The organism is Pseudomonas sp. 8O (assembly GCF_902506495.1).
Taxonomy (GTDB): Bacteria; Pseudomonadota; Gammaproteobacteria; order Pseudomonadales; family Pseudomonadaceae; genus Aquipseudomonas; species Aquipseudomonas chaetocerotis.
In genome coordinates, this window is the sequence record NZ_LR733265.1 from 74,392 (window position 1) to 99,215 (window position 24,824).

General features: G+C 62.9%; 16 protein-coding genes and 1 riboswitch. Of the genes, 6 read left to right on the plus strand and 10 right to left on the minus strand.

The genetic code is table 11. The features are described 5' to 3' along the window. Positions 1-14 precede the first annotated feature (14 nt). From GV002_RS13985 to GV002_RS13995, 3 genes are read left to right on the plus strand one after another with little or no spacing between them, the layout of a single operon-like run. Complete coding sequence (locus GV002_RS13985) at positions 15-7,256, plus strand: Hpt domain-containing protein (protein ID WP_160018993.1); 7,242 nt, start codon at positions 15-17, stop codon at positions 7,254-7,256. Next, on the plus strand, positions 7,253-8,272 hold the full coding sequence (locus tag GV002_RS13990; protein ID WP_160018994.1) for a chemotaxis protein CheB: 1,020 nt from the start codon (positions 7,253-7,255) through the stop codon (positions 8,270-8,272). Before GV002_RS13985 ends, GV002_RS13990 begins: the two co-directional genes overlap by 4 nt. A gap of 10 nt (positions 8,273-8,282) precedes the next feature. Continuing rightward, positions 8,283-8,753, plus strand: coding sequence for a chemotaxis protein CheW (locus tag GV002_RS13995; RefSeq protein WP_160018995.1), 471 nt, complete (start codon positions 8,283-8,285; stop codon positions 8,751-8,753). Between the two features lie 78 nt (positions 8,754-8,831). Here the strand turns inward: GV002_RS13995 and GV002_RS14000 are convergent, their stop codons facing one another. From GV002_RS14000 to GV002_RS14010, 3 genes are all read right to left on the minus strand, one after another. Further along, on the minus strand, positions 8,832-10,313 hold the full coding sequence (locus GV002_RS14000) for an alanine/glycine:cation symporter family protein (RefSeq protein ID WP_160018996.1): 1,482 nt from the start codon (positions 10,311-10,313) through the stop codon (positions 8,832-8,834). Between the two features lie 206 nt (positions 10,314-10,519). Continuing rightward, positions 10,520-11,245, minus strand: coding sequence for a 16S rRNA (uracil(1498)-N(3))-methyltransferase (locus GV002_RS14005; protein ID WP_160018997.1), 726 nt, complete (start codon positions 11,243-11,245; stop codon positions 10,520-10,522). A 129-nt stretch (positions 11,246-11,374) separates the two neighbouring features. Further along, the gene (locus GV002_RS14010; RefSeq protein WP_160018998.1) at positions 11,375-12,778 is read right to left on the minus strand and encodes an adenosylmethionine--8-amino-7-oxononanoate transaminase; all 1,404 of its coding nucleotides are present in this window, start codon (positions 12,776-12,778) and stop codon (positions 11,375-11,377) included. A 259-nt stretch (positions 12,779-13,037) separates the two neighbouring features. On the opposite strand from GV002_RS14010, the gene GV002_RS14015 reads away from it, so the two are divergent. Both GV002_RS14015 and GV002_RS14020 read left to right on the plus strand, forming a co-directional pair. Beyond that, positions 13,038-13,583, plus strand: a complete 546-nt coding sequence (locus GV002_RS14015; protein ID WP_160018999.1) for a cytochrome b — start codon at positions 13,038-13,040, stop codon at positions 13,581-13,583. A 60-nt stretch (positions 13,584-13,643) separates the two neighbouring features. Beyond that, positions 13,644-14,219 (plus strand): YceI family protein, encoded by a 576-nt coding sequence (locus GV002_RS14020; RefSeq protein WP_090336017.1) that lies wholly within the window; start codon positions 13,644-13,646, stop codon positions 14,217-14,219. 112 nt (positions 14,220-14,331) lie between these two features. On the opposite strand, the gene GV002_RS14025 is transcribed toward GV002_RS14020, so the two are convergent. From GV002_RS14025 to ahcY, 5 genes are all read right to left on the minus strand, one after another. Next, positions 14,332-16,224 carry a DEAD/DEAH box helicase gene (locus GV002_RS14025; protein ID WP_160019000.1) on the minus strand — a complete coding sequence of 631 codons (1,893 nt, stop codon included), beginning with the start codon at positions 16,222-16,224 and terminating at the stop codon, positions 14,332-14,334. A 187-nt stretch (positions 16,225-16,411) separates the two neighbouring features. Next, complete coding sequence (locus GV002_RS14030) at positions 16,412-17,170, minus strand: substrate-binding periplasmic protein (RefSeq protein WP_160019001.1); 759 nt, start codon at positions 17,168-17,170, stop codon at positions 16,412-16,414. A gap of 52 nt (positions 17,171-17,222) precedes the next feature. After that, entirely contained in the window at positions 17,223-18,596 is a 1,374-nt protein-coding gene (ppnN, locus tag GV002_RS14035; protein WP_160019002.1) for a nucleotide 5'-monophosphate nucleosidase PpnN, read from the minus strand. Positions 18,597-18,678: 82 nt separating this feature from the next. Then, the gene (gene metF / locus GV002_RS14040; protein WP_160019003.1) at positions 18,679-19,524 is read right to left on the minus strand and encodes a methylenetetrahydrofolate reductase [NAD(P)H]; all 846 of its coding nucleotides are present in this window, start codon (positions 19,522-19,524) and stop codon (positions 18,679-18,681) included. A 99-nt stretch (positions 19,525-19,623) separates the two neighbouring features. After that, positions 19,624-21,018 (minus strand): adenosylhomocysteinase, encoded by a 1,395-nt coding sequence (gene ahcY / locus GV002_RS14045; RefSeq protein WP_160019004.1) that lies wholly within the window; start codon positions 21,016-21,018, stop codon positions 19,624-19,626. Between the two features lie 21 nt (positions 21,019-21,039). Further along, a riboswitch (S-adenosyl-L-homocysteine riboswitch) is annotated at positions 21,040-21,131 on the minus strand. Between the two features lie 141 nt (positions 21,132-21,272). Between ahcY and GV002_RS14050 the strand changes: the two genes are divergently transcribed. Further along, entirely contained in the window at positions 21,273-21,893 is a 621-nt protein-coding gene (locus GV002_RS14050; RefSeq protein ID WP_160019005.1) for a TetR/AcrR family transcriptional regulator, read from the plus strand. Between the two features lie 173 nt (positions 21,894-22,066). On the opposite strand, the gene preA is transcribed toward GV002_RS14050, so the two are convergent. Then, a complete protein-coding gene (gene preA / locus GV002_RS14055) occupies positions 22,067-23,341 on the minus strand; it encodes an NAD-dependent dihydropyrimidine dehydrogenase subunit PreA (protein WP_160019006.1) in 1,275 nt (424 codons plus the stop codon). Beyond that, entirely contained in the window at positions 23,342-24,709 is a 1,368-nt protein-coding gene (locus GV002_RS14060; RefSeq protein WP_160019007.1) for an NAD(P)-dependent oxidoreductase, read from the minus strand. Positions 24,710-24,824 lie beyond the last annotated feature (115 nt).

Consider the following 24,824-nt stretch of genomic DNA (forward strand, 5'->3'; position numbering starts at 1 on the left):
TGAGTGGAGTGGCTATGGGTGATCGGCATGATTATGTCGCCCTGGAGTGGGTCAAAGGCGAGATCGGGGAAACCCTGAAGCAGGCGCGGCAAGCCCTGGAGGCGTTCGTCGAGAACCCGCAGGACCCTACGCGCATGCGCTTCTGCCTGACCTACGTGCACCAGGTTCACGGCACCTTGCAGATGGTCGAGTTCTACGGCGCTGCTCTGCTTGCCGAGGAAATGGAACAGTTGGCCAAGGCTCTGATGGAAGGTCGCGTGGCCAACCAGGGCGAAGCCCTGGAAGTGCTGATGCAGGCCATCCTGCAACTGCCGGTGTACCTCGACCGTATCCAGACTGCTCGCCGCGACCTGCCCATGGTCGTGCTGCCGCTGCTCAACGATCTGCGTGCCGCCCGTGGCGAAAAGCTGCTGTCGGAAACCAGCCTGTTCTCCCCGGACATGTCCGCGCGTCTGCCGGCGCTACCGTCCGATAGCCTGGCGCGGCTGCGTACTGCCGAGCTTCCGGTGCTGCTGCGCAAACTGCGGCAGATGCTGCAAATGGCCCTTGTCGGCGTGATCCGCAATCAGGATCTGGCGACCAATCTCGGTTACATGGCACGTGTTTTCGCCCGTCTGGAAACGCTGTGCAAGGACGCCCCGCTGGGCGGCCTGTGGCAGATCGCTTCCGGCATGGTCGAAGGTCTGGCCAACGGCAGCGTGGTCAACGGTACCTCGGTGCGCACCTTGCTGCGTCAGGTCGACAAGGAACTCAAGCGCCTGGTCGAGCAGGGGGCCGATGGCATCAATCAGCCCGCTGCCGATGAGCTGACCAAGAACCTGTTGTTCTACGTGGCCAAGGCGCCGGCGCAATCGCCGCGTATTCGCGCGCTGAAGGAGCAGTATCGTCTCGACGAAGCGCTGCCCGACACCGAAGTGGTGGATGAGGAGCGTGCCCGTCTGGCCGGTCCTGACCGCGATGCCATGCGTTCTGTGGTGGCTGCTCTCTGCGAAGAGTTGGTGCGGGTCAAGGACAGCCTGGACCTGTTCGTGCGCAGTGATCGCAGTCAACCCAGTGAGCTGGACGCCCTGCTGGCGCCGCTCAAGCAGATCGCCGATACCCTCGCAGTGCTCGGTTTCGGCCAGCCGCGCAAGGTCATTCTCGACCAGATCGACGTCATTCACGGCCTGTCCCTCGGCCAGCGCGAGCCCAACGATGCTGTGCTGATGGATGTGGCTGGTGCGTTGCTCTACGTTGAGGCGACACTGGCCGGCATGGTCGGGCCGAGCGATGACAGCAAGAACGAGCAGAGCCACCTGCCCACCACCGATGTGGCGCAGATTCATCAGGTGGTGATCAAAGAGGCGCGCAACGGTCTGGAGCAGGCCAAGGACGCGATCATCGAGTTCATCGCCTCGCAATGGAATCACGAACACCTGGCACGTGTCCCTGGCCTGCTGACCCAGGTTCGTGGCGGCCTGGCGATGATTCCGCTGCAGCGCGCCGCCGATCTGCTCAATGCTTGCAACCGCTACATTCAGGAGCAGTTGCTGGCACGCAAGGCCGTGCCTAACTGGCAGAGCCTGGACACCTTGGCTGATGCCATCACCAGCGTCGAGTATTACCTCGAGCGTCTGGCCGAGGACCATGGCACGCAGGGCGATCTGATTCTTGACGTCGCCGAGGAAAGCCTGGAAGCACTGGGTTATCCGCTCAAGGAAAAGCCGTCGATTCTCGACCGCGTCGAACCGCTGGAGGAAAGCCTGGCGCCGCTGGCCGACCCGCTGCAGGAAATCGAACTGCTGGGCGCCGAGGACGAACAGCTCGAGGAGCCCCTCGCCGAGGTCGAGCCGCTGACCTTCGATTCGCTCGATGTACCTGACGAAGCCGTTGCCGAGCTGGCACTGGCGGACGTCGAGCCTGACTTGCCGACAGTGAGCGAGAGTGCCGAGACCTTCATCTTCGAGCTGGGCGAGCTCGAAGAGCTGCCCGCTGCGCAGAATGAAGAGATCATTGCTGCGCCATTGTTCGACGCCCAAGACGAGTCGGCGTTGGAACTCGAAGAATTGAGCCTGGAGCAACTGGCCGAAGCTAACCAGTGGGACGAGCTGGAACTGGCCGATCTGGAGCTGCCGGAAGTCGAGCTGCCCAGCGCGCCGCAAATCCAGGTCGAGGAGCCAGTGGCAGAGAAGCCGCTGTCAATGGCTGACGTGATGGCCGCACCGGTACAGGCTATCAATCCGCCTGCCGCCGATGTACCTCCGAGCCTGTTGCCGCCGCCTGCCGATGAAGAGCCGGTGGATGAAGAGTTGCTGGAAGTCTTTATCGAAGAAGTCGGTGAGGTGCTGGAAACCATCGGCGAGTACCTGCCGCAGTGGCAGGCCGATACCGAGAACAAGGACGCGCTGATCGAAGTGCGCCGGGCCTTCCATACCCTTAAGGGCAGCGGTCGCATGGTTCGCGCGCTGATCATTGGCGAACTGGGCTGGTCCATCGAGAATTTGCTCAACCGCGTGCTGGACCGCAGCATCGAACCGAGTGCACCGGTGCAGCAGGTGGTGCTCGACGTAGTGGCTCTGATGCCGGCGTTGGTCGACGAATTCGCCGCCAAGGCTCAGCGTCAGCGCGACGATGTCGATCTGCTGGCGGCCACCGCGCATGCCCTGGCCAAGGGGCTGACGCCCCCAAAATCTGACGCCCCGGCCACCCAGCAGGTAGCCGAGCCCGCGGGCGTTGACGACGCTACCGAGGTCGTCGAGCAGGTGGAGTCGGTCACCGACCAACCGCTCGATGGCGAGCCCCTCGACCCCCAGTTGCTGGAAATCTTCCGTAACGAGGCGGAAACCCATCTGGATACTCTGGTGGGCTTTCTCGCCGATTGCGCGCAGGAGCTGCCGCAGCCAGTCACCGACGACCTGCAGCGCGCCCTGCACACCCTCAAAGGCAGTGCCTATATGGCCGGCATCCTGCCGGTGGCGGAAATCGCTGCGCCGCTGGAGAAGCTGGTCAAGGAGTTCAAGACCAACCTGATCCAGGTGGATCTGGCGGCTGCCGAGTTGTTGAGTAGCGCCGAGGGCGTGTTCCGTATCGGTCTCGATAACCTCGAGAGCAAGCCTCTTGCACCTATTCCTGGCGCCGAGGCATTCCTTGCCCGCGTCCAGGCGCTGCATCAGGAGCATCTCGCAAACGCCGAAGGCGAGCGGATGGCTCAGAGCGGCGAAAGCCGCGATCCACAGATGATCAGCATCTTCCTCGCCGAGGGTATGGACATCTTGCTGGATGCCGAGGACCTGCTGCGTAAATGGCGCGAGCATCCGTCCGAGCGTCAGGAGCTGTCTGCGCTGCTGGAAGAGCTGACCACGCTCGGTCGTGGCGCTGAGATGGCCGAGCTGCCGCAGATCGACGAACTCTGTGAAGCCCTGCTGGATCTCTATGGCGCTGTCGAGGAAGGCAGCCTGGCCGTCAGCGAACGCTTCTTCGACGAGGCGGAAAAGGCCCACGAAGTGCTGATCGGCATGATGGATCAGGTCGCTGCTGCCTTGCAGGTCAGCCCGCAACCCGAGCGCGTACAGGCGCTGCGTGACCTGCTGAGCGAAGCCATCGATCCGCATACCCTGGCCTTGCTGGCGCCTGGCGCCGAGGGTCTGGAAATCATCGAGCTGGACCAGGCCACTGCCGAGCTGGAGCAAGCCGAGGCAGATCCACTGCAGTGGCAAGAGTCGCCCGTCGAGCCGGAAATCGTCGAGGCCGCTGGTCTGGAGCAGCAGACCGAGGCCGAGCTGGGTTTCACCCCTGTCGACTCCGACCTCGATGAAGAAATGGTCGAGATCTTTCTCGAAGAGGCTGTGGATATTCTCGACAGCGCCGGTCAGGCGCTGGAACGCTGGCTCGGTGAGCCTGACAACACCATGCCGTTGTCGTCGCTGCAGCGCGATCTGCACACCCTCAAGGGCGGTGCACGCATGGCCGCTATTCGCCCGATTGGTGATCTTGGCCACGAACTGGAGTCGCTCTACGAGGGCTTGGTCGACCGCCGTTACAACTATTCGCCGGCGCTGGGCAACCTGCTGCAGCAAAGCCATGATCGCCTGGCACAGATGCTCGATCAGTTGCAGGCCCGCCAGCCGCTGGTTTCTGGTGACGACCTGATTCAGGCAATTCGTCAATTCCGCCAGGGCGGTACGCCGCAGAGCCTGTCGGCCGCTGTCGCTCAGGTTGAACCGGCGCTGGACGACGATCTTGTCGAGCCGATCGAAGCGCTGGAGCCGGATAGCGTCGAGCTACCACCTCTGGCACTGGTCGAAGACGAAATCGTGCTCGACGAAGCGCCACAGGCAGAGCCTGAGGCAGAGTTGCCGCTGATCGACGAAGTCGAGCTGGTATTGCCCGAAGACGAACTGCCAGCTCAGGCTGAGGCTATTGTCGAGCCAGAGCCACAAGGCGCGACGCTGGCCAACTGGCATGAAGAGCGCGATCCCGAATTGGTGGAAATCTTCCTCGAGGAAGGTTTCGATATCATCGACAGTGCTGGCGCTGCTCTGCAGCGTTGGATGGGCGATGTCGACAACAGCCTGGAACTGGAAGCCCTGCAGCGTGACCTGCACACCCTCAAGGGTGGTGCGCGCATGGCCGAAATTCGCGAGATCGGCGATCTGGCCCACGAGCTGGAGTTCCTTTACGAAGGTCTCGGTGGCGGTCGCCTGCGAGCCAGCCAGGAGTTGTTCACTCTGCTGCAGGCCTGTCACGACCGACTGGCCGAGATGCTCGAAGCTGTGCGTGGTAAACGAGCGGTGCCGCAGGGCCATGCCCTGATCGAGACGATCAAGCGCTTTCGCGCCAATCCTGACGAGCAGCTGAGCATCCCGTCGGCGGTCCAGCTCAGGGCCGTGGTCGAGAGCGACGAAGCCGAAGAGGCTGACAGTGACATCCTCGATATCTTCCTCGAAGAAGGCGATGACCTGCTCGAAGCGATGGAGGCAGCGATTGGGCGTTGGGAAGAACAACCTGATGATGGCCGCGCCATCGACGAAATGTTGCGCACGCTGCACACCCTCAAGGGTGGCGCACGCCTGGCTGGGCAGAAGCGCCTGGGCGATCTGAGCCATGACCTGGAGCAGCACCTCAGCGAGGCGCTGCAGCAGGGTGCACCCTGGCCGGAGAGTCTGCTGCTCGACGTGCAGTCCGGTTTCGAAGGGCTGCAGAACGAGCTCGACGTGCTGCGTCAGCGCCTCAGTGCCAGCCTCGGCGATGAGCCGGTGGTGGCCGAGGCTGAGCCAGCGGCAGCGCCTGTGAGCAATCTGCTCAACCCGATCATCGCTGCCAGTGACGTGCCGAGCCAGTTGCAGGCGCCGAAGGTGCTGCCGTTCGTCCAGCGTGCGCAGGAGGCAGCGCTGGAGGCGGCATCCCGTCGCGCGCCTCAGGAGCTGGTCAAGGTGCCAGCCGAGCTACTCGAGGGTCTGGTCAACCTGGCCGGTGAAACATCGATCTTCCGTGGCCGTGTCGAGCAGCAGGTGAGCGATGTCGGCTTCACCCTGAGCGAGATGGAAGCGACCATCGACCGCGTGCGTGACCAACTGCGCCGTCTCGATACCGAGACCCAGGCGCAGATCCTCAGTCGCTATCAGGCCGAGGCCGAGCGCGCCGGCTATGAAGATTTCGACCCACTGGAGATGGACCGCCACTCGCAGCTGCAACAGCTGTCCCGTGCGCTGTTCGAGTCTGCCTCCGACTTGCTCGATCTGAAGGAAACCCTGGCGGCGAAGAACCGCGACGCCGAGACCCTGCTGTTGCAACAGGCGCGGGTCAACACCGAGCTGCAGGAAGGTCTGATGCGCACCCGCATGGTGCCGTTCGATCGTCTGGTACCGCGTCTGCGCCGCATCGTGCGTCAGGTGGCGGGTGAGCTGGGCAAGCAGGTGGAATTCGTCGTCGGCAACGCCGAGGGGGAAATGGACCGTACCGTGCTCGAGCGCATTGTCGCGCCTCTGGAGCATATGCTGCGTAACGCCGTCGATCACGGCATCGAGCCTACTGCCGTGCGCCGCGATGTCGGCAAGCCGGAAACCGGCACCATTCGTCTCAATCTCGGTCGTGAGGGCGGCGACATCGTTCTTACCCTGGACGATGACGGCGGTGGTATTCGCCTGGAGGCCGTGCGGCGCAAGGCTATCGAGCGTGGGCTGATGGACGCCGACAGCGATCTGAGTGATCACGAAATCCTGCAGTTCATCCTCGAGGCGGGTTTTTCCACTGCCGAGAAGGTCACGCAGATTTCCGGTCGTGGCGTCGGCATGGACGTGGTGCACTCCGAGGTCAAGCAGCTTGGCGGCTCGATGAGCATCGACTCGACGCTGGGTCAGGGTACGCGCTTCACCATTCGCCTGCCGTTCACCGTGTCGGTCAACCGTGCACTGATGGTGTACTCCGGCGAAGACCTCTACGCCATCCCGCTGAACACCATCGAAGGTATCGTGCGGGTCTCGCCGTTCGAGCTGGAGGCCTACTACGCGCCGGATGCACCGCGCTTCGAGTACGCCGGACAGGCCTACGAACTGAAGTACCTGGGCGATCTGCTGAACAACGGTCAGCAGCCCAAGCTGGTAGGCCAGAGCCTGCCGCTGCCGGTGATTCTGGTGCGTTCCAGCGAGCACGCCGTGGCGGTGCAGGTAGACAGCCTGGCCGGTTCGCGCGAGATCGTGGTCAAGAGTCTCGGCCCGCAGTTCGCCGGGGTGCACGGGATCTCCGGTGCGACGATCCTCGGTGACGGTCGTGTGGTGGTGATTCTCGATCTGCTGGCGACCATTCGTGTGTTGCATGCACATCTGCAGAATCAGCTGATGCCGCGCCTGGCTTCGCGTCAGGCTGCGGCCAATGAAGAGGTCGAGGCCGACCGGCCGCCGCTGGTCATGGTGGTGGACGACTCGGTCACCGTGCGCAAGGTCACCAGCCGTCTGCTTGAGCGTAATGGCATGAACGTGGTTACCGCCAAGGATGGGGTCGATGCCATCGCCCAGCTGCAGGATCACAAGCCTGACATCATGCTGCTGGACATCGAGATGCCGCGCATGGACGGCTTCGAGGTGGCCACGCTGGTGCGTCACGACGAGCGCCTCAAGGATCTGCCGATCATCATGATCACGTCGCGTACCGGTGAGAAGCACCGCGAGCGTGCCATGTCCATCGGCGTCAATCAGTACCTCGGCAAGCCCTATCAGGAGTCCTTGCTGCTCGACACCATCGCTCAGTTAGTGGATAGCCATCGGGTCAAACGGACATGACAGACAAAACCTCCGCGCGTATCGCAGTAATCGCCGACACCTCACTGCAGCGTCATGTGTTACAGCAGGCATTGGCGGGTGGTGGTTATCAGGTGGTGCTCAACAGCGATCCGGCGCGGCTCGACGAGGAGCAGCTGGCAGCCTGCGAGACCGACCTGTGGTTGGTGGATCTGGCCCAGTCGGAAGATTCTCCGCTGGTCGACAGTCTGCTCGAGCGCGTCAGCGCCCCGGTGTTGTTCGGCGAGGGACATGCCCCCGAGCGCCATTCGGAGAACTACCCGCGTTGGGAGCGTAGCTTGTTCGGCAAGCTCAAGCGCCTGGTCGGCGATCCGACCCAGGCGGTCGGGCCGAGTCTGCAGGCACTGCTCGACGAAGCACAGCGTCCGGCGCGTCTGGAGCTGCCGCAATCACTGGCCAACACGCCGCTGAAAGCTGGCGAGCCCGCCCGTCAGGTATGGCTGCTGGCTGCCTCGCTGGGTGGTCCGGCGGCGGTCAAGGCATTTCTCGATGCCCTGCCGGGCGGCCTGCCCATCGGGTTCATCTACGCCCAGCATATCGACGCCAGCTTCGAGGCCGCGCTGCCACAGGCGGTCGGCCGGCACAGCCAGTGGCATGTCAATCCGGCGCGCCAGGGCGACCCGGTGCGTTGCGGTGAAGTGGTGGTGGTGCCGATCAGCAACGAGCTGGGCTTTGCCGAAGACGGTGCGATGCAGATCGCCGAACGCGGCTGGCCGGAGCCCTATAGTCCTTCCATCGATCAGATGATGCTCAACCTGGCGCAGCAGTTCGGTGCCGAGTGCGGCGTGATCGCGTTCAGCGGCATGGGCAGCGATGGCAGCGCCGCCGCCGCCTACGTCAAACGCCAGGGTGGCGCGATCTGGACTCAGCGCGCTGACAGCTGCGCCAGTCCGAGCATGCCCGACAGCCTGCGCGAGGGGGGTTACAGTAGCTTCAGCGCCGATCCGCGTGAGCTCGCCGTGGCCCTGGTCAATCACCTCGCCGAACATTGCAGTTGAGGACATTTCAATGAGCCAAGCCGTCGCCACCCAGAACAGCGCCGCCAGTCTTACCGGCTTGCTGGTGCCTCTGGCCGACCGCACCCTGTTGCTGCCCAACGTGGCGGTGGCGGAGCTGATTCCCTATCGCGCGCCGCAGGTCACTGAAGGCACTCCTGACTGGTTTCTCGGCCAGATCGCCTGGCGTGATCTGCGCTTGCCGCTGCTCTCCTTCGAGGCGGCCAGCGGCGGCCAGGCGCATGTCGCCAGTGGTGCCCGTGTTGCGGTGATCAATGCCCTGGGCGGTCGCCCCAAGGTCAAGTTCATCGCGCTGCTGGTGCAGGGTATTCCGCGCTCGCTGAAGGTCGGTAGCGAGCTGCAAGGCGCCGATGTCGAGCTGGCGCCCCTGGAGCTGGGTGCAGCGCGCGTCGGTGAGGAGGTGATGCGTATTCCTGATCTGGCTGCACTGGAGCAACTGCTCGCCGATGCTGGCCTGATCTGAACCGACCCGGCGCGACCACGTCGCCCATGAAAAAGCCCCGGCACTGGCCGGGGCTTTTTCGTTACTGCTGTGCGGCTATCAGCGCTGCGGTTGCTGCGCCTCGCCCTTCTCGGCAGTCAGGTTCTCTTCCGAGGTGCTGGTGCTCCAGTAGTCGGCATTCTTGATGCCGAGCTTTTCCGGGTGGAAGACCGGGTCCTTGCCCTCGTCCAGCTGCTGCTCGTAGTCCTTCAGGCACTTGTAGGCGACCTTGTGCATGAGCAGGATGGCGATGATGTTCAGCCAGGCCATCAGGCCGACGCCGAGATCACCGAGATCCCAGGCGAAGGTGGCAGTGTGCACGGTGCCGTACACGGTAGCCGCGATGATGCCGAACTTCAGCAGCAGGGTGAGGATGGGACGATTCACCTTGCGGTTGATGTAGGCAATGTTGGTTTCGGCGATGTAGTAGTACGCCAGGATGGTGGTGAAGGCGAAGAAGAACAGGGCGATGGCGACGAAGGCGTTGCCGAAGCCGGGCATCATGTTCTCCATCGCGGTCTGCACGTAGCCCGGACCTGCTGCTACGCCAGCGATACCGGTGAACATCGCGCTGCCATCCGGGGCCTGTACGTTGTACTGACCGGTGATCAGCAGCATGAAGGCGGTGGCGGAGCAGACGAACAGGGTGTCGATGTAAACCGAGAAGCCCTGAACCAGACCCTGCTTGGCCGGATGGCTGACAGCGGCGGCCGACGAAGCGTGCGGACCAGTACCCTGGCCAGCTTCGTTGGAGTAGACGCCGCGCTTGACGCCCCACTGGATGGCCATACCGACGATGGCGCCGAAACCGGCCTCGAGGCCGAATGCGCTCTTGACGATCAGTGCGATGACTTCCGGCAGCTTCTCGATGTTCAGCAGGATGATGACCATCGCCACCAGGATGTAGCCCAGCGCCATGAACGGTACGACCACCTGGGTGAAGTGGGCGATACGCTTGACGCCGCCGAAGATGATCAGACCGATCAGCACGGCCAGTACAGCGGCGGTGACGTTCGGGTCGATACCGAAGGCGGTGTTGACGCTGGAGGCGATGGAGTTGGCCTGTACGCCTGGCAGCAACAGGCCGCAGGCGAACACGGTAACGATGGCGAACAGCCAGGCGTACCACTTCAGACCCAGGCCGCGCTCGATGTAGAAGGCCGGGCCGCCGCGGTATTCACCGTTGAGCTTTTCCTTGTACACCTGGCCGAGGGTGGACTCGACGAATGCCGAGCTGGCACCCAGGAAGGCCACCATCCACATCCAGAACACGGCACCCGGACCACCGAAGGTGATGGCGGTAGCCACTCCAGCAATGTTGCCGGTACCGACGCGACCGGCGAGGGTCATGGTCAGGGCCTGGAAGGAGGTGATGCCATGCTCATCGGTCTTGCCGGTGAACATCAGGCGAATCATTTCTTTGAAGTGGCGGACCTGGAGAAAGCGGCCGCGCAGGGAGAAGTAGAGACCAACGCCAAGACATAGATAGATCAGCGCCGGGCTCCAGACCAGACCGTTTAGGGTCGAGACCAGTTCGTTCATGCAATGCTCCTGGGCATGCGGCCGCCTTTTGGGCGGGGCCGAAGCCCGTTGTTTGTTATTGGAAGAGGGACGGTGCTGCGGGGCGCCGGCCTCGGCCGCGCGCGGATTGCTGGTGAGCGGGTCGCGCGAGCGGCGCGCAGAGCATGACAAAGACTGTCAGTCTTGCAATCTCTTGAGGTCACATTTTGTTACGCCAAGGCGACATTTTACGCCTGGAGGTCGCCCCAGAGCTGTTGGGCGACGCTCAGCGCCACCACGGGAGCCGTTTCCGTGCGTAGAACGCGGGGGCCGAGGCGGGCTGCATGGAAGCCAGAGACTTTAGCCTGATCCACTTCGGCATCGCTCAAACCGCCTTCCGGACCGATCAGAAAGGCCAGGCTGTTCGGTTTTTCGTGGCTTTGCAGGGGCGCTGCGACAGGGTGCAGCACCAGCTTCAGGTCCGCTTCGGTTCTTTGCAACCAGGCGGCCAGTTCCAGCGGCGGGTTGATCACCGGCAGCACCGAGCGGCCGCATTGTTCGCAGGCACTGATCGCCACCTGGCGCCAATGTGTCATGCGCTTGTCGGTGCGTTCGTCCTTCAGGCGCACCTCGCAGCGAGCCGAGATGATCGGGGTGATCTCGTTAGCGCCCAGTTCGGTGGCTTTCTGGATGGCCCAGTCCATGCGTTCGCCGCGCGACAGGCCTTGGCCGAGATGAATGCGCAGAGGGGATTCGCTGAGTCCGGCGATGGCTTCGCGCAGTTCGACGCGTACGCTTTTCTTGCCCACTTCGATCAGCTCGCCGAGGTATTCCTGGCCACTGCCGTCGAACAACTGCACAGCGTCACCCGCCGCGTGGCGCAGCACGCGGCCGATGTAATGGGCCTGCGCCTCGGGCAGGTCGTGTTGGCCGAGGGAGAGTGGGGCATCGATGAAGAAACGGGATAGGCGCATAAAGACAGCTACAGGCGGCAAGTTCGAAGCGGCGAGTTTAAAGCGCTGGTGCGCGCAGCGCACCCTACGGAAAAGCGCTGCCCTTGCCGTAGGGTGCGCCGTGCGCACCGGGTTTCGCTATTGGCTCACTCAACCTGGATCGCGATGATCGGGAAAACGGTTATCCACCGCCACGCTGACTGATTCGCGTGTGGCGATATCGATGCCTTCGCTGGCCACATCGGCGAGGAAATCGATCTCCTCGGGTGTGATGACGTAGGGCGGCAGGAAATACACCACGCTACCCAATGGGCGCAGCAGCGCACCTCGCTCCAGTGCGTGCTGGTAGACGCGCAGTCCACGCCGTTCCTGCCAGGGGTAGGCTGTTTTGCTGGCTTTGTCCTGCACCATCTCGATGGCCAGGGCCATGCCGGTCTGGCGCACGTCGGCAACTTGCGGGTGCTCGGCCAGGTGTGCGGTAGCACTGGCCATGCGCGCAGCAAGGGCCTTGTTGCGCTCGATCACATGGTCATCACGGAAGATGTCCAGGGTCGCCAGCGCGGCGGCGCAGGCCAGCGGGTTACCGGTGTAGGTGTGCGAGTGAAGGAAGGCGCGCAGGGTGGCGTAGTCGTCGTAGAACGCGCTGTAGACCTCATCGGTGGTCAGTACCGCGGCCATCGGCAGGTAACCACCGGTCAGTGCCTTGGACAGCACCAGGAAATCCGGGGTGATGCCGGCCTGCTCGCAGGCGAACATCGTGCCGGTGCGGCCGAAGCCGACGGCAATCTCGTCGTGAATCAGATGCACGCCGTAGCGGTTGCAGGCCTCGCGCAGCAGCTTGAGGTAGACCGGGTGATACATGCGCATACCGCCAGCGCCCTGGATCAGCGGCTCGACGATCACTGCTGCGACCTCATGATGATGCTCGGCCAGCGTCCGTTCCATATGGGCGAACATGGCGCGTGAGTGCGCCTCCCAGCTCACGCCCTCGGCGCGCAGGTAGCAGTCTGGGCTGGGGACCTTGAGGGTGTCCAGCAGCAGGGGTTTATAGGTGTCGGTGAACAGCGACACGTCGCCCACCGACATCGCTGCGACCGTTTCACCGTGGTAGCTGTTGCTCAGGGTGACGAAGCGCTTCTTGCTCGCCTGGCCGCTGTTGAGCCAGTAGTGGAAGCTCATTTTCAGCGCCACTTCGATGCCCGATGAACCGTTGTCGGCGTAAAACACCTTGTTCAGGCCGGCCGGGGTGATCTGCACCAGGCGCTCGGACAGCTCGATGACCGGTTGGTGGGTGAAGCCGGCGAGCATCACGTGCTCGAGACTGTCCAGCTGATCGCGAATGCGCGCATTGATGCGCGGGTTGGCGTGGCCGAACACGTTGACCCACCAGGAGCTGACGGCGTCCAGGTAGCGCTTGCCGTCGAAGTCCTCCAGCCATACACCAGAGGCCTTGCGAATCGCCACCAGCGGCAGGCGCTCGTGATCCTTCATCTGGGTGCAGGGGTGCCACAACACGTCGAGGTCGCGTTGCATCCAGTGGTCGTTCAGGCTCATGAGGAATCTCCCAGTGTTCGGCGGCACAGCCTACCAGAAGCCACCACTGAGACGTGGTCGTTGCCGCTGGTCTGGTGCAATGCACCGTCCGTACAGCTGCTTATGAACTCTGCAATGGACGCGTTGAACTAAACTGATCGGCTTAAAGATAGTCGACATGAAATATCGCATTTCTCGATGTTTCATAGCGAATTTTTCCGCTTTAAATCGATATATTTGTCGTTAGTCTTGCTCGGACACTGAATTAGGAAAGCCCCCCATGCAATGGCGCAATACCTCTGCTCGTTATGGTCTGGTCAGCGTCGTGCTGCACTGGCTGGTGGCCTTGGTCGTGTTCGGTCTGTTCGCCCTCGGTTTCTGGATGGTGGGGCTCAGCTACTACGACCCATGGCGCCAGAGTGCGCCTGATCTGCACAAGAGCATCGGCATCCTGCTGTTTGCCGTGATGTTGCTGCGTGCTCTGTGGCGCCTGCTCAATCCTGCGCCGGCAGCCCTTGCCAGCCATGGCCGGCTCACGCGCCTGGCTTCCAAGCTGGGTCATGGCGTCCTCTATCTCGGTCTTTTCGGTGTGATGATTTCCGGCTACCTGATTTCCACCGCCGATGGCCGTGGTATCGAGGTGTTTGGCTTGTTCAGTGTGCCGGCGACCCTGACGGGTATCTCGCAACAGGAAGACATTGCTGGGGCGATTCACGAATACCTGGCCTGGGGGCTGGTGATTTTCGCCGGTCTGCATGGTCTGGCCGCACTCAAGCACCATTTCATCGACCGCGACAGCACCCTGCTGCGGATGTTCGGGCGCTGAAGCAATTCATAACCGGGCTCATGCCCATCTAGATCGACAACCTCGCAAGGAGAACACCCCATGTTGAAGAATGCCCTCGCTGCACTGGTTCTGGGCTCCGCTCTTATCGGCGGCCAGGCCGTGGCGGCTGATTACGCCATCGACAAGCAAGGCCAGCACGCCTTCGTCAACTTCAAGATCAGCCACCTGGGCTACAGCTGGCTGTACGGCACCTTCAAGGACTTCGACGGCACGTTCAGCTTCGATGCCGCCAACCCCGAGGCGAGCAAGGTCAACGTGACCCTGAAGACCGCCAGCGTCGACACCAATCACGCCGAGCGTGACAAGCACATCCGCAGTGCCGACTTCCTCAATGCGAGCAAGCACGCTACTGCCACCTTTGAATCCACTTCGGTCAAGTCCACTGGCGAAGGCACTGCCGACGTGACCGGCAACCTGACCCTGAACGGCGTGACCAAGCCGGTGGTGATCGCTGCCAAGTTCATTGGCGAAGGCAAGGACCCGTGGGGCGGCTACCGCGCAGGCTTCGAAGGCACCACCACCCTGACGCTGAAGGACTTCGACATTTCCATGGATCTCGGCCCGGCTTCGCAAACCGTCGAGCTGATCATTTCGGTCGAAGGTGTTCGTCAGTAATAAAAGGGGCGAGGCGGGTCATCGGTGCGCACGGCGCACCCTACGTAACGGACAAGCCAGCGCACCATGAAAAACGCCGCCCAATGGGCGGCGTTTTCGTTAGCGCGGCAGCTTACTCTTCGCGGTTACGCGTCAGCAGTGCTGGTTTTTCGCTGCGCGGCCGGCTGCTGTTGCTCAGCTCGTCGAGTTGCTCAGCGCTGGGGAAACGATCCAGGCGCGAGCCCTTGTGCACGATGATTGGCTGCTTTTCGCGCGGGTTGCGCACGGCCGCTTCGGCGCGTGGCAGCTCGTCGCGATCCAGTGAGGTGATACGACCGTCCGCCGGTCGGCCACGACCACCGCCGTTACGGCCTTGACCACCCTGGCCACCTTGACGGCGATTCTTACCGGGGGTGCCTGGGTTGCCGCCTGCGTTGCTGCGGGGCTGCCTGTTGTTGCTGTTGGCTTTCTGGCCCTGGCCTGGAGCCGCGCCATTACCAGCCGTCCCGCCGCCTGTGCGACGGCCGCGACCTTGCGGCTTGTTCTGCACCGGTACGTAATCGGCACGATTGCCGAAATTATCGATTTCGTCGTCGAGGAACTCTTCCGGGTCGCGGTCCGGAGGCAATGGTGGAACAGCCGGCGCAGCGCCACGACTCTGGTTGCGCGGCTGCTGACCACGGCGATTCTGGCCCTGGCCTTGCTGCTGCGGCTTGGCTTTCTGGTCCTTGCCGCTGTCCTTGCCCTTGTCTCTGCGGCCACCGTTGTTGCGCTCGCCCTTGGGCTTGTCGCCGCCCTGGGCGTTCTGCGCCTTGGCCGGCTTCTGCCCGCGCGGCTGGCGCGGTTCGCGGGTTTCCGGGCGCTCGGCCTCGACGGTGCTGGCATCGAAGCCCAGCAGGTCGCCGTCGGGGATCTTCTGCTTGGTCATGCGCTCGATGCTTTTCAGCAGCTTCTCTTCGTCCGGAGCGACCAGCGAGATGGCCTCGCCGCTACGGCCAGCACGGCCAGTACGGCCGATGCGGTGGACGTAGTCTTCCTCGACGTTGGGCAGCTCGAAGTTGACCACGTGCGGCAGTTGGTCGATATCCAGGCCGCGTGCGGCGATATCGGTGGCCACCAGGATGCGTACCTGGTTGGCCTTGAAATCGGCCAGGGCCTTGGTGCGCGCGTTCTGGCTCTTGTTGCCATGGATCGCGGCAGCCGGCAGACCATGCTTGTCGAGGTACTCGGCCAGGCGGTTGGCGCCGTGCTTGGTGCGGGTGAACACCAGCACCTGTTCCCAGGCGCCCTGGGTGATCAGGTGGGCGAGCAGGGCGCGCTTGTGGCTGGAAGCCAGGCGGAACACGCGCTGTTCGATGCGCTCGACCGTGGTGTTTGGCGGCGTGACCTCGATGCGCTCGGGGTTGTGCAGCAGCTTGCCGGCGAGGTCAGTGATGTCCTTGGAGAAGGTCGCCGAGAACAGCAGGTTCTGGCGCTGTGTCGGCAGTTTGGCCAGCACCTTCTTGACGTCATGAATGAAGCCCATGTCGAGCATGCGGTCGGCTTCATCGAGCACGAGGATTTCGACATGAGACAGGTCGATGGCTTTCTGATTGGCCAGGTCGAGCAGGCGACCGGGGCAGGCCACCAGTACGTCGACGCCCTTGGCCAGGGCCTGGACCTGCGGGTTCATGCCAACGCCGCCGAAAATGCAGGCGCTGACGAATTTCAAATCGCGGGCATAGACCTTGAAGCTGTCATGCACCTGGGCGGCCAGTTCGCGAGTGGGTGTCAGCACCAGCACGCGAGGTTGTTTCGGGCCGTGACGTTGTTCGCGATCCGGATGACCGCCCGGAAACAGGCGTTCGAGGATCGGCAGGGCGAAACCGCCCGTCTTACCTGTACCCGTCTGGGCCGCCACCATGAGATCGCGACCTTGCAACACGGCGGGAATGGCCCGCTGTTGCACCGGAGTGGGTTGGGTGTAGCCGGCGGATTCGACCGCACGGACTAGAGCCTCGGAGAGACCGAGGGAGGCAAAGGACATGAGCAATCCTGTACTAAGTGAGGGCGTGGCCCTGGGGGTATAGAGCCTGGCTTGAATCACACGTGGGGCGAGTGATCCCGTCCGGTACTGCTGGCTTCTGGGAGCTAGCATCCGGGCGCAAGCCTGGCGGCAAGTCCCGAGTATAACAGAGCTGAGGCCTTGCGCAGCTACCAGCCTGTCGGTTGGTTCACGGCTTGAGCCGTTCAGGGTTGGCGTAGCGCTGCTGCAATTGGGCATAGGCAGGCTCGCGCTTGAAGCGGCGCAGCTCGTCAGCGAAGTCCTTGGCCAGGTGTGCCAGGGCAGGGTCGTGGCGCAGTGCGAGGTACATGCGGTCATGGCCGACTGCCTTGCGGTTGTAGTCGACCTGCGGTTGCAAGCCCAGCTGAGTGGTCAGATAGAGGCCGGCGCGACGGTCGTTGATGACCAGATCGACGCGATGGCGGATCAGCTTGCCCAGATTGGCCTCGTGAGTCGGAGCCTCTTCGCGACTGAACAAGGGCGAGTTGCGGAAGGTTTCGTCGTTGTACCAGTAGCCCGGCGAGATGCCGATCACCAGGTCACGCAAGTCTTCCAGACTCTCATAGGGGTAGGGGCGGTTACGTGCGTAGAACAGCACGAGTTCGACATCACTCAGCGGCTCTTCGACGAAGAGCATGCTCGCCTCGCGCTCGGGCAGATGGAAAATATCCAGGATGCCGTCTGCATGGCCCAGTTCCAGCTCCAGCAGACAGCGCTTCCAGGGCAGAAATTGCAGGTCCAGTTTTACCCCCAGGCGCTGTAGCACCTCGCGGGTGATCTCGTAGTCGAGGCCTGCGGCCTGGCCGTTTTCCTCGTAGACGTAGGGCGCCCAGGCATCAGTGACCAGGCGCAGCGTTTCACCGCGGGCGGAGAAAGCGCAACAGCATAGCAAGAGGGTGGCGATAATCTGGCGCTGGAATAATGGCATTGCGCCAGATTATCGATTTTGCCGGTGCCTTGAAAGTGCGTCTTGCGCAGCCTCAGTCGACTACCCGATAGCAGGGTTCATAGGCACTGCCACCCGGCAGCTTCATGCGGTGCTGCTCGACGAAGGCCTGCAGCAGGCGATCCAGCGGGCGCATGATGGTGGTTTCTCCGCGAATCTCGTAGGGGCCGTGCTCCTCGATCAGGCGGATGCCGTTCTCCTTGACGTTGCCCGCGACGATGCCGGAGAACGCACGACGCAGGTTGGCGGCCAGGTGATGCAGCGGTTGTTCACGGGTCAGGTTGAGGCTGGCCATGGCTTCGTGGCTCGGCTCGAACGGGTGCTGGAAGCTTTCGTCGATCTTCAGCAACCAGTTGAAGTGGAATGCGTCATTTCGCTCGCGGCGGAACTGGCGCACGGCCTTGATACCGACGGCCATCTCACGGGCGACTTCGGTCGGGTCGTTGACGATCATGCGATAGCGCTGCTGCGCGGCCTCGCCGAGGGTCGCCCCGATGAAATCATGCAGCTGCTGCAGGTACGGGCCGGCGCTCTTCGGGCCGGTAAGGATGACCGGGAAGGGCAGATCCTGGTTGTCCGGGTGGGTGAGGATGCCCAGCAGGTAGAGGAACTCTTCGGCAGTACCGGCGCCGCCGGGGAAAATGATGATGCCGTGGCCGACGCGGACGAAGGCTTCCAGGCGCTTCTCGATGTCCGGCAGGATCACCAGTTCGTTGACGATCGGATTCGGCGCTTCGGCAGCGATGATGCCGGGCTCGGTCAGGCCCAGATAGCGGCCTTTGAGGTTGCGTTGCTTGGCGTGGCTGATGGTGGCGCCCTTCATCGGCCCCTTCATCACGCCCGGGCCGCAGCCGGTGCAGATGTCCAGGCCGCGCAGACCGAGTTCGTGACCGACCTTCTTGGTGTACTTGTATTCCTCGGTGCTGATCGAGTGGCCGCCCCAGCACACCACCATCTTCGGTTCGACGCCGCTGCGCAGGGTCTGGGCGTTGCGCAACAGATGGAAGACGTAATCGGTGATGCCTTCGGAGCTGTCCAGGTCGATGCGCTTGTTCTCCAGCTCACTCTGCGTGTAGACGATGTCGCGTAGGGCGCTGAACAGCATCTCGCGGGTGCTGGCAATCATCTCACCATCGACGAAGGCGTCAGCCGGAGCGTTGATCAACTCCAGGCGGATGCCGCGATCCTGCTGGTGAATCTTCACTTCGAAGTCCGGGTAGGCCTCGAGGATGGTCTTGGCGTTGTCGCTGTGCGAGCCGGTATTGAGGATCGCCAGTGCGCACTGGCGGAACAGGCGATAAACGCTGCCGGAGCCGGTTTCGCGCAGCTGCTGTACTTCGCGCTGCGAGAGGGTTTCCAGGCTGCCCTTGGGGCTGACTGAGGCGTTGATCTTGGTGCGTTTGTGCATGAGGGGCGATCCTTCGGCGGCAAGGCGGGAGGGTGAAGCGAGCAGGCTGCCCAAGATGGGCAGCCTGTGAGTAAGCAGCCTGTTAACGCGGCAGCTTGAGATTGTTCCAGATGGCCAGGCTGGGGCCAGCCAGGTTCATGCTGTAGAAGTGCAGGCCGGGCGCGCCGCCTTGCAGCAGGCGTTCGCACATCTCGCTGATGACCTGTTCGCCGAAGACGCGAATGCTGTCGGCGTCATCACCGTAGGCTTCCAGTTGCTTGCGTACCCAGCGTGGGATTTCTGCGCCACAGGCATCGGAGAAGCGCGCCAGCTTGCTGTAGTTGGTGATCGGCATGATGCCCGGCACCACCGGAATATCCACGCCCAGTTTCTGTACGCGCTCGACGAAGTAGAAGTAGCTGTCGGCGTTGAAGAAGTACTGGGTGATGGCGCTGTCGGCACCGGCCTTGGCCTTGCGCACGAAGTTGGCGATATCGTCCTCGAAGTTGCGCGCCTGCGGATGCATCTCCGGGTAGGCGGCGATTTCGATATGGAAGTGATCACCAGTTTCGGTACGAATGAACTCGACCAGCTCATTGGCGTAGCGCAGCTCGCCGCTGGCCATGCCCATGCCGGATGGCAGGTCACCACGCAGGGCAACGATGCGCTTGATGCCGGCATTCTTGTACAGATTCAGCAGCTCGCGCAGTTCGGCCTTGCTGTCACCCACGCAGGACAGGTGCGGGGCGGTGGGCACCTTGATCTCGCCATCGAGCTGCAGCACGGTGTTGAGGGTGCGGTCGCGTGTCGAGCCGCCGGCGCCGTAAGTGCAAGAGAAGAAATCGGGTTTGTAGGTCGCCAGCTGGCGCGCCACGTCCATCAGTTTTTCATGCCCGGCTTCGGTCTTGGTAGGGAAGAACTCGAAGCTGTAGCGGCGTTCTTGGCTCATAGGGTTTCTAGCCTTGGAGGCGTAGGGTGGATGGCGTTCTTCCATCCACCTTGCGGGAAGTCGGCGGTGGATAAGCCAGGGGCTTACCCACCCTACGCATTAGTAACGGTAAGCGTCCGGCTTGAACGGGCCTTCCACGGTCACGCCGATGTACTCGGCCTGCTGCTTGGTCAGTTGGGTGACCACGCCGCCGAAGCCCTTGACCATTTCCAGCGCCACTTCTTCGTCGAGCTTCTTCGGCAGTACTTCGACGGTCAGGCGCTCGGCCTTCTTCTCGGCGGAGAGGTCGGCGAACTTCTGCTCGAACAGGAAGATCTGCGCCAGCACCTGGTTGGCGAACGAACCGTCCATGATCCGGCTCGGATGGCCAGTGGCGTTGCCCAGGTTCACCAGACGACCTTCGGCCAGCAGGATCAGGTAGTCGTCGTTGGTCGGATCGAAGGTACCGGCACCGGTGCGGTGGATCTTGTGCACCTGCGGCTTGACCTCTTCCCACGCCCAGTTCTTGCGCATGAAGGCGGTGTCGATCTCGTTGTCGAAGTGGCCGATGTTGCACACCACGGCACGCTTCTTCAGGGCCTTGAGCATGCCGGCATCACAGACGTTGACATTACCGGTGGTGGTGACGATCAGGTCGATCTTGCCCAGCAGCGCAGCGTCGACGCTCGCCTCGGTGCCGTCGTTGAGGCCGTTCTTGTACGGCGAGACCAGCTCGAAGCCGTCCATGCAGGCCTGCATGGCGCAGATCGGATCGATCTCGGAAACCTTGACGATCATGCCTTCCTGACGCAGCGACTGAGCCGAGCCCTTGCCTACGTCGCCGTAGCCGATGACCAGCGCCTGCTTGCCCGACAGCAGGTGGTCGGTGCCGCGCTTGATGGCGTCGTTGAGGCTGTGGCGGCAGCCGTACTTGTTGTCGTTCTTGCTCTTGGTCACGGCGTCGTTGACGTTGATCGCCGGGACTTTCAGGGTGCCGGCCTTGAGCATGTCGAGCAGGCGGTGCACACCAGTGGTGGTCTCTTCGGTGACGCCGTGGATGCGCTCGAGCATCTGCGGGTATTTCTTGTGCAGGATCTCGGTCAGGTCACCACCGTCGTCCAGCACCATGTTGGCGTCCCACGGCTGGCCGTCCTTGAGGATGGTCTGCTCGATGCACCACTCGTACTCTTCTTCGGTCTCGCCCTTCCAGGCGAACACCGGGATGCCGGCAGCGGCGATGGCGGCAGCGGCCTGATCCTGGGTGGAGAAGATGTTGCACGACGACCAGCGTACTTCGGCGCCCAGAGCGGTCAGCGTCTCGATCAGCACGCCGGTCTGGATGGTCATGTGGATGCAGCCGAGGATCTTGGCGCCTTTCAGCGGCTGGCTGGCGGCGTACTTGCGGCGCAGGCCCATCAGTGCCGGCATCTCGGATTCGGCGATGATCAGCTCTTTGCGGCCCCAATCGGCCAGGGAAATGTCGGCGACTTTGAAATCGTTAAAAGCAGCGCTCATGAAAGCTCTCCATTCGTTGTCTGCGAATGGGCGCCGTTGATGCGTATGGTTAACGCCCCATCCGAGCCTGACAAACCGGTGTCGACCGGCCTGCTGCAGCGCCCCTCGGACAGGTGGCGGGAGCGACCGGAGCTGTGCCGGTCGTTTGAAGCTGGCGGATTATAGCTGCGTGCGGCGTGCAGCCCAAGGCTTTCCGTCGCTCCGTCGGCATCGCCAGTGTTAGCCTTGGCACGTCTAGTCGTAACGGATCGGCCATGGCCAACCACAAAATTGAAATTCGCCGTCGCAACGTCAAGAAGATTCTCCTGGCCGCCGAAAAGGTCTTCGCCGAGAAGGGCTACGGCGGTACTGCCATGGCCGATATTGCCGAACTGGCCGAATTGCCGCGCTCGAACCTGCACTATTACTTCAGCACCAAGGACGAGCTGTATCGCGCTGTGCTGCTCGATCTGCTCGAAGTCTGGAAACAGGATGCCCAGTGCTTCGAGGTGTTCGATGACCCGCGGGTGGTGCTGAGCAGCTACATTCGCGCCAAGATGAACCACTCGCGCAGTCGGCCGCATGGCTCGAAAGTCTGGGCCAACGAGATCATTCATGGTGCGCCGGTGCTCGGCGTCACTCTCGACGAGGGCCTGTACGACTGGGCGAAGATGAAAGAGGCGAAGATCCGTAAGTGGGTCGAGGACAAGCGCATCCTGGCCGTCGAGCCGTCGGCCTTGCTCTACATGATCTGGGCTTCGACCCAGCACTATGCCGATTTCAGTCATCAGGTGAGCGTGCTCAACGAGCACCAGGCGCTGTCCGAGCCGCAATTCGAGCGAGCGGTGCAGACTGTGACCAGTGTGATCTTGCGTGGGATCGGGCTGGAGCCGTAATCGCAGTCGCTGCTTGTCGCGGCTAAAACGGATCGCCGCCCGGCCCCTCCCACGGTCTTTGTCTTTGCTCACCCCATCGGCTAAAGCATTGCGTCGCTCGGCCCCTCCCACAAGAGCACTACTATCCCGTGCGAGGGGCTTTAGCCGCGAACTGTTTTAGCCGCGAGCTATTTTCAACTGGCCACGCGGTACGGATTGCGCGGGTCGTGGTTCCAGTCGAGGAAGGGTTTGCCGCTGTCCTGGGGCGCCATCTCGATGCAGTTTTCCACCGGACAGGTGATCTGGCACAGGTTGCAGCCCACGCATTCCGCGTCGATCACCTCGTATTTATGCGTGCCGTCGTCCTGGGGCAGGCTGGCGATGGCCTGGTGTGAGGTGTCTTCGCAGGCGATATGGCAGCGGCCGCAACCGATGCAGGCGTCCTGGTCGATCCTGGCTATCACCTGATAGTTGATATCCAGGTACTTCCAGTCGGTGGTATTGCCCACCGCGCGCCCGGAGAAATCCTGCAGACTGGCGTAACCCTGACTGTCCATCCAGCGCGACAGGCCGTCTTTCATCTCCTCGACGATGCGAAAGCCATGCAGCATGGCCGCCGTACACACCTGCACCGCGCCGCAGCCCAGTGCGACGAACTCTGCCGCATCGCGCCAGCTGCCGATGCCACCGATGCCGCAGATCGGCAGGCCACGGGTTTCCGGATCGCGGGCGATCTCGGCAACCATGTTCAATGCAATGGGTTTGACCGCTGAACCGCAGTAGCCGCCGTGGGTGCTCTGCGTGCCGACGATGGGGAGAGCGACCATGCGCTCCAGGTCGATGCTGGTGATCGAGTTGATGGTGTTGATCAGCGACACCGCATCGGCGCCGCCGCGATGGGCAGCGCGCGCCGAGGTGCGAATGTCGGTGATGTTCGGCGTCAGTTTGACGATCACCGGCAGCGAGCTGTACGTCTTGCACCAGCGGGTGACCATCTCCACGTACTCCGGCACCTGGCCGACCGCCGCGCCCATGCCGCGCTCGGGCATGCCGTGGGGGCAGCCGAAGTTCAGTTCGATGCCGTCGCAGCCTGTGGCTTCCACCAATGGCAGGATGGCTTTCCAGGACTCTTCGACGCAGGGCACCATCAAGGAAACGATCAGCGCGCGGTCCGGCCAGTCCTTCTTCACCTGGGTGATTTCGCGCAGGTTGATCTCCAGCGAGCGGTCGGTGATCAGTTCAATATTGTTGATGCCCTGCACCTGGCGGTTCGGGCCGAAGTGCGCCGAGTAGCGTGACGACACGTTGACCGCGGCCGGGTCTTCGCCGAGGGTCTTCCAGACCACGCCGCCCCAGCCGGCCTCGAAGGCGCGGACCACGTTGTAGGCCTTGTCGGTGGGCGGCGCGCTGGCCAGCCAGAACGGATTGGGGGCCTTGATACCGGCGAATTCGATGGATAGATCGGCCATTTATGCGGCCTCCACATTAAGCGTCAGGTGAGAGTGGATGGCCTCGGCGGCCAGCTTGCCGTGCTGCACGGCCTGGACGGTGAGGTCCTGGCCCAAGGCGGTGCAGTCGCCGCCGGCGTAGATGCCGGGCACGCTGGTTTGCAGCTGGGCGTCGACCCAGATGCGTTCGCCCTCGCGCTTCAGCTCGCGGGCCAGCGGATCGTTCAGGGCCTGGCCATCGAAGGCCTGACCGATGGCAGTGAAGATGGCGTCGGCGGCCAGCTCGAAGGTCTGCCCGGTGCTCTGCAACCGGCCGTTCTCCACGCGGGTGCGGGCGAAGCGCATACCGCGTACCTGGCCTTGCTCATTGAGCAGCACGGCGTCCGGTTGCGCCCAGGTCAGCAGGCGCACCTGATTGGCCTTGGCGATGTCCTGCTCATGCTCGGTGGCACCCATTTCCTCGAAGCCGCGGCGATAGACCAGGTTGACGTCGCGCGCGCCGAGCTTGCTCATCTGCACGGCCATGTCGATGGCAGTATTGCCGGCACCGAGGACGATGCAGCGCTCGGCCACGGGCAACTGGGTCAGGTCGTCGCTCTGACGCAGTTCACGAATGTAGTCGGTGGCAGCGAGCAGGCCTGGCGCCTCTTCGTCTGGCAGGCCGAGGCGCTTGCTGGCAGCCAGGCCGATGCCGAGAAACACGGCGTCGAACTGCTGGTGCAGCGCACTCAGGCTGAGGTTTTCACCGAGTGTGTGGCCGTGGCGAATCTCGATACCGCCGATCTGCAGGAGGAACTCCACTTCGCGCTGGGCGAAGTCGTCAACCAGCTTGTACTTGGCGATGCCGTATTCGTTGAGACCGCCGGCTTTCTCGCGGGCCTCGAAGATCACCACCTCATGGCCGTGTATGGCCAGGCGATGGGCGCAGGACAAACCCGCCGGCCCCGCGCCGACCACGGCAATGCGTTTGCCGCTGGCCGGGGCGCGCTGGAATGGGTGCTCAGTGAACTGCGCATTATCGATGGCGTAGCGCTGCAACAAGCCGATCAGCACTGGCGCGCATTCCTGGGCGTTGTTACGCACGCAGGCCTGCTGGCAAAGGATTTCAGTGGGGCAGACGCGGGCGCAGCTGCCGCCGAGGATATTCGCCGAGAGAATCTTCTCGGCCGCGCCCTGAACGTTCTCGTGGCTGATATTGCGGATGAACGAGGGGATGTCGATCTCGCTGGGGCAGGCGTTGACGCACGGCGCGTCGTAGCAATACAGGCAGCGCGCACTTTCCAGGGCGGCCTGGCGAGCGGTGAGCGGCGGGGCCAGATCGCTGAAACGATCGGCCAGTTCGGCCGCCCCGGCATCCGGTCGCGGCAAATGGCTGAGGGTGTCTATCACGGTTATTGCCTCACGGTTTTGTGGCTTTTATTGGGCAGTTAACAGCGGATAAGTGGCCGTCCAGCCTCTGCGGGCCGGTGTGGCGGAATGGGTCGCAGTTGTTTTTTTGTGGGAG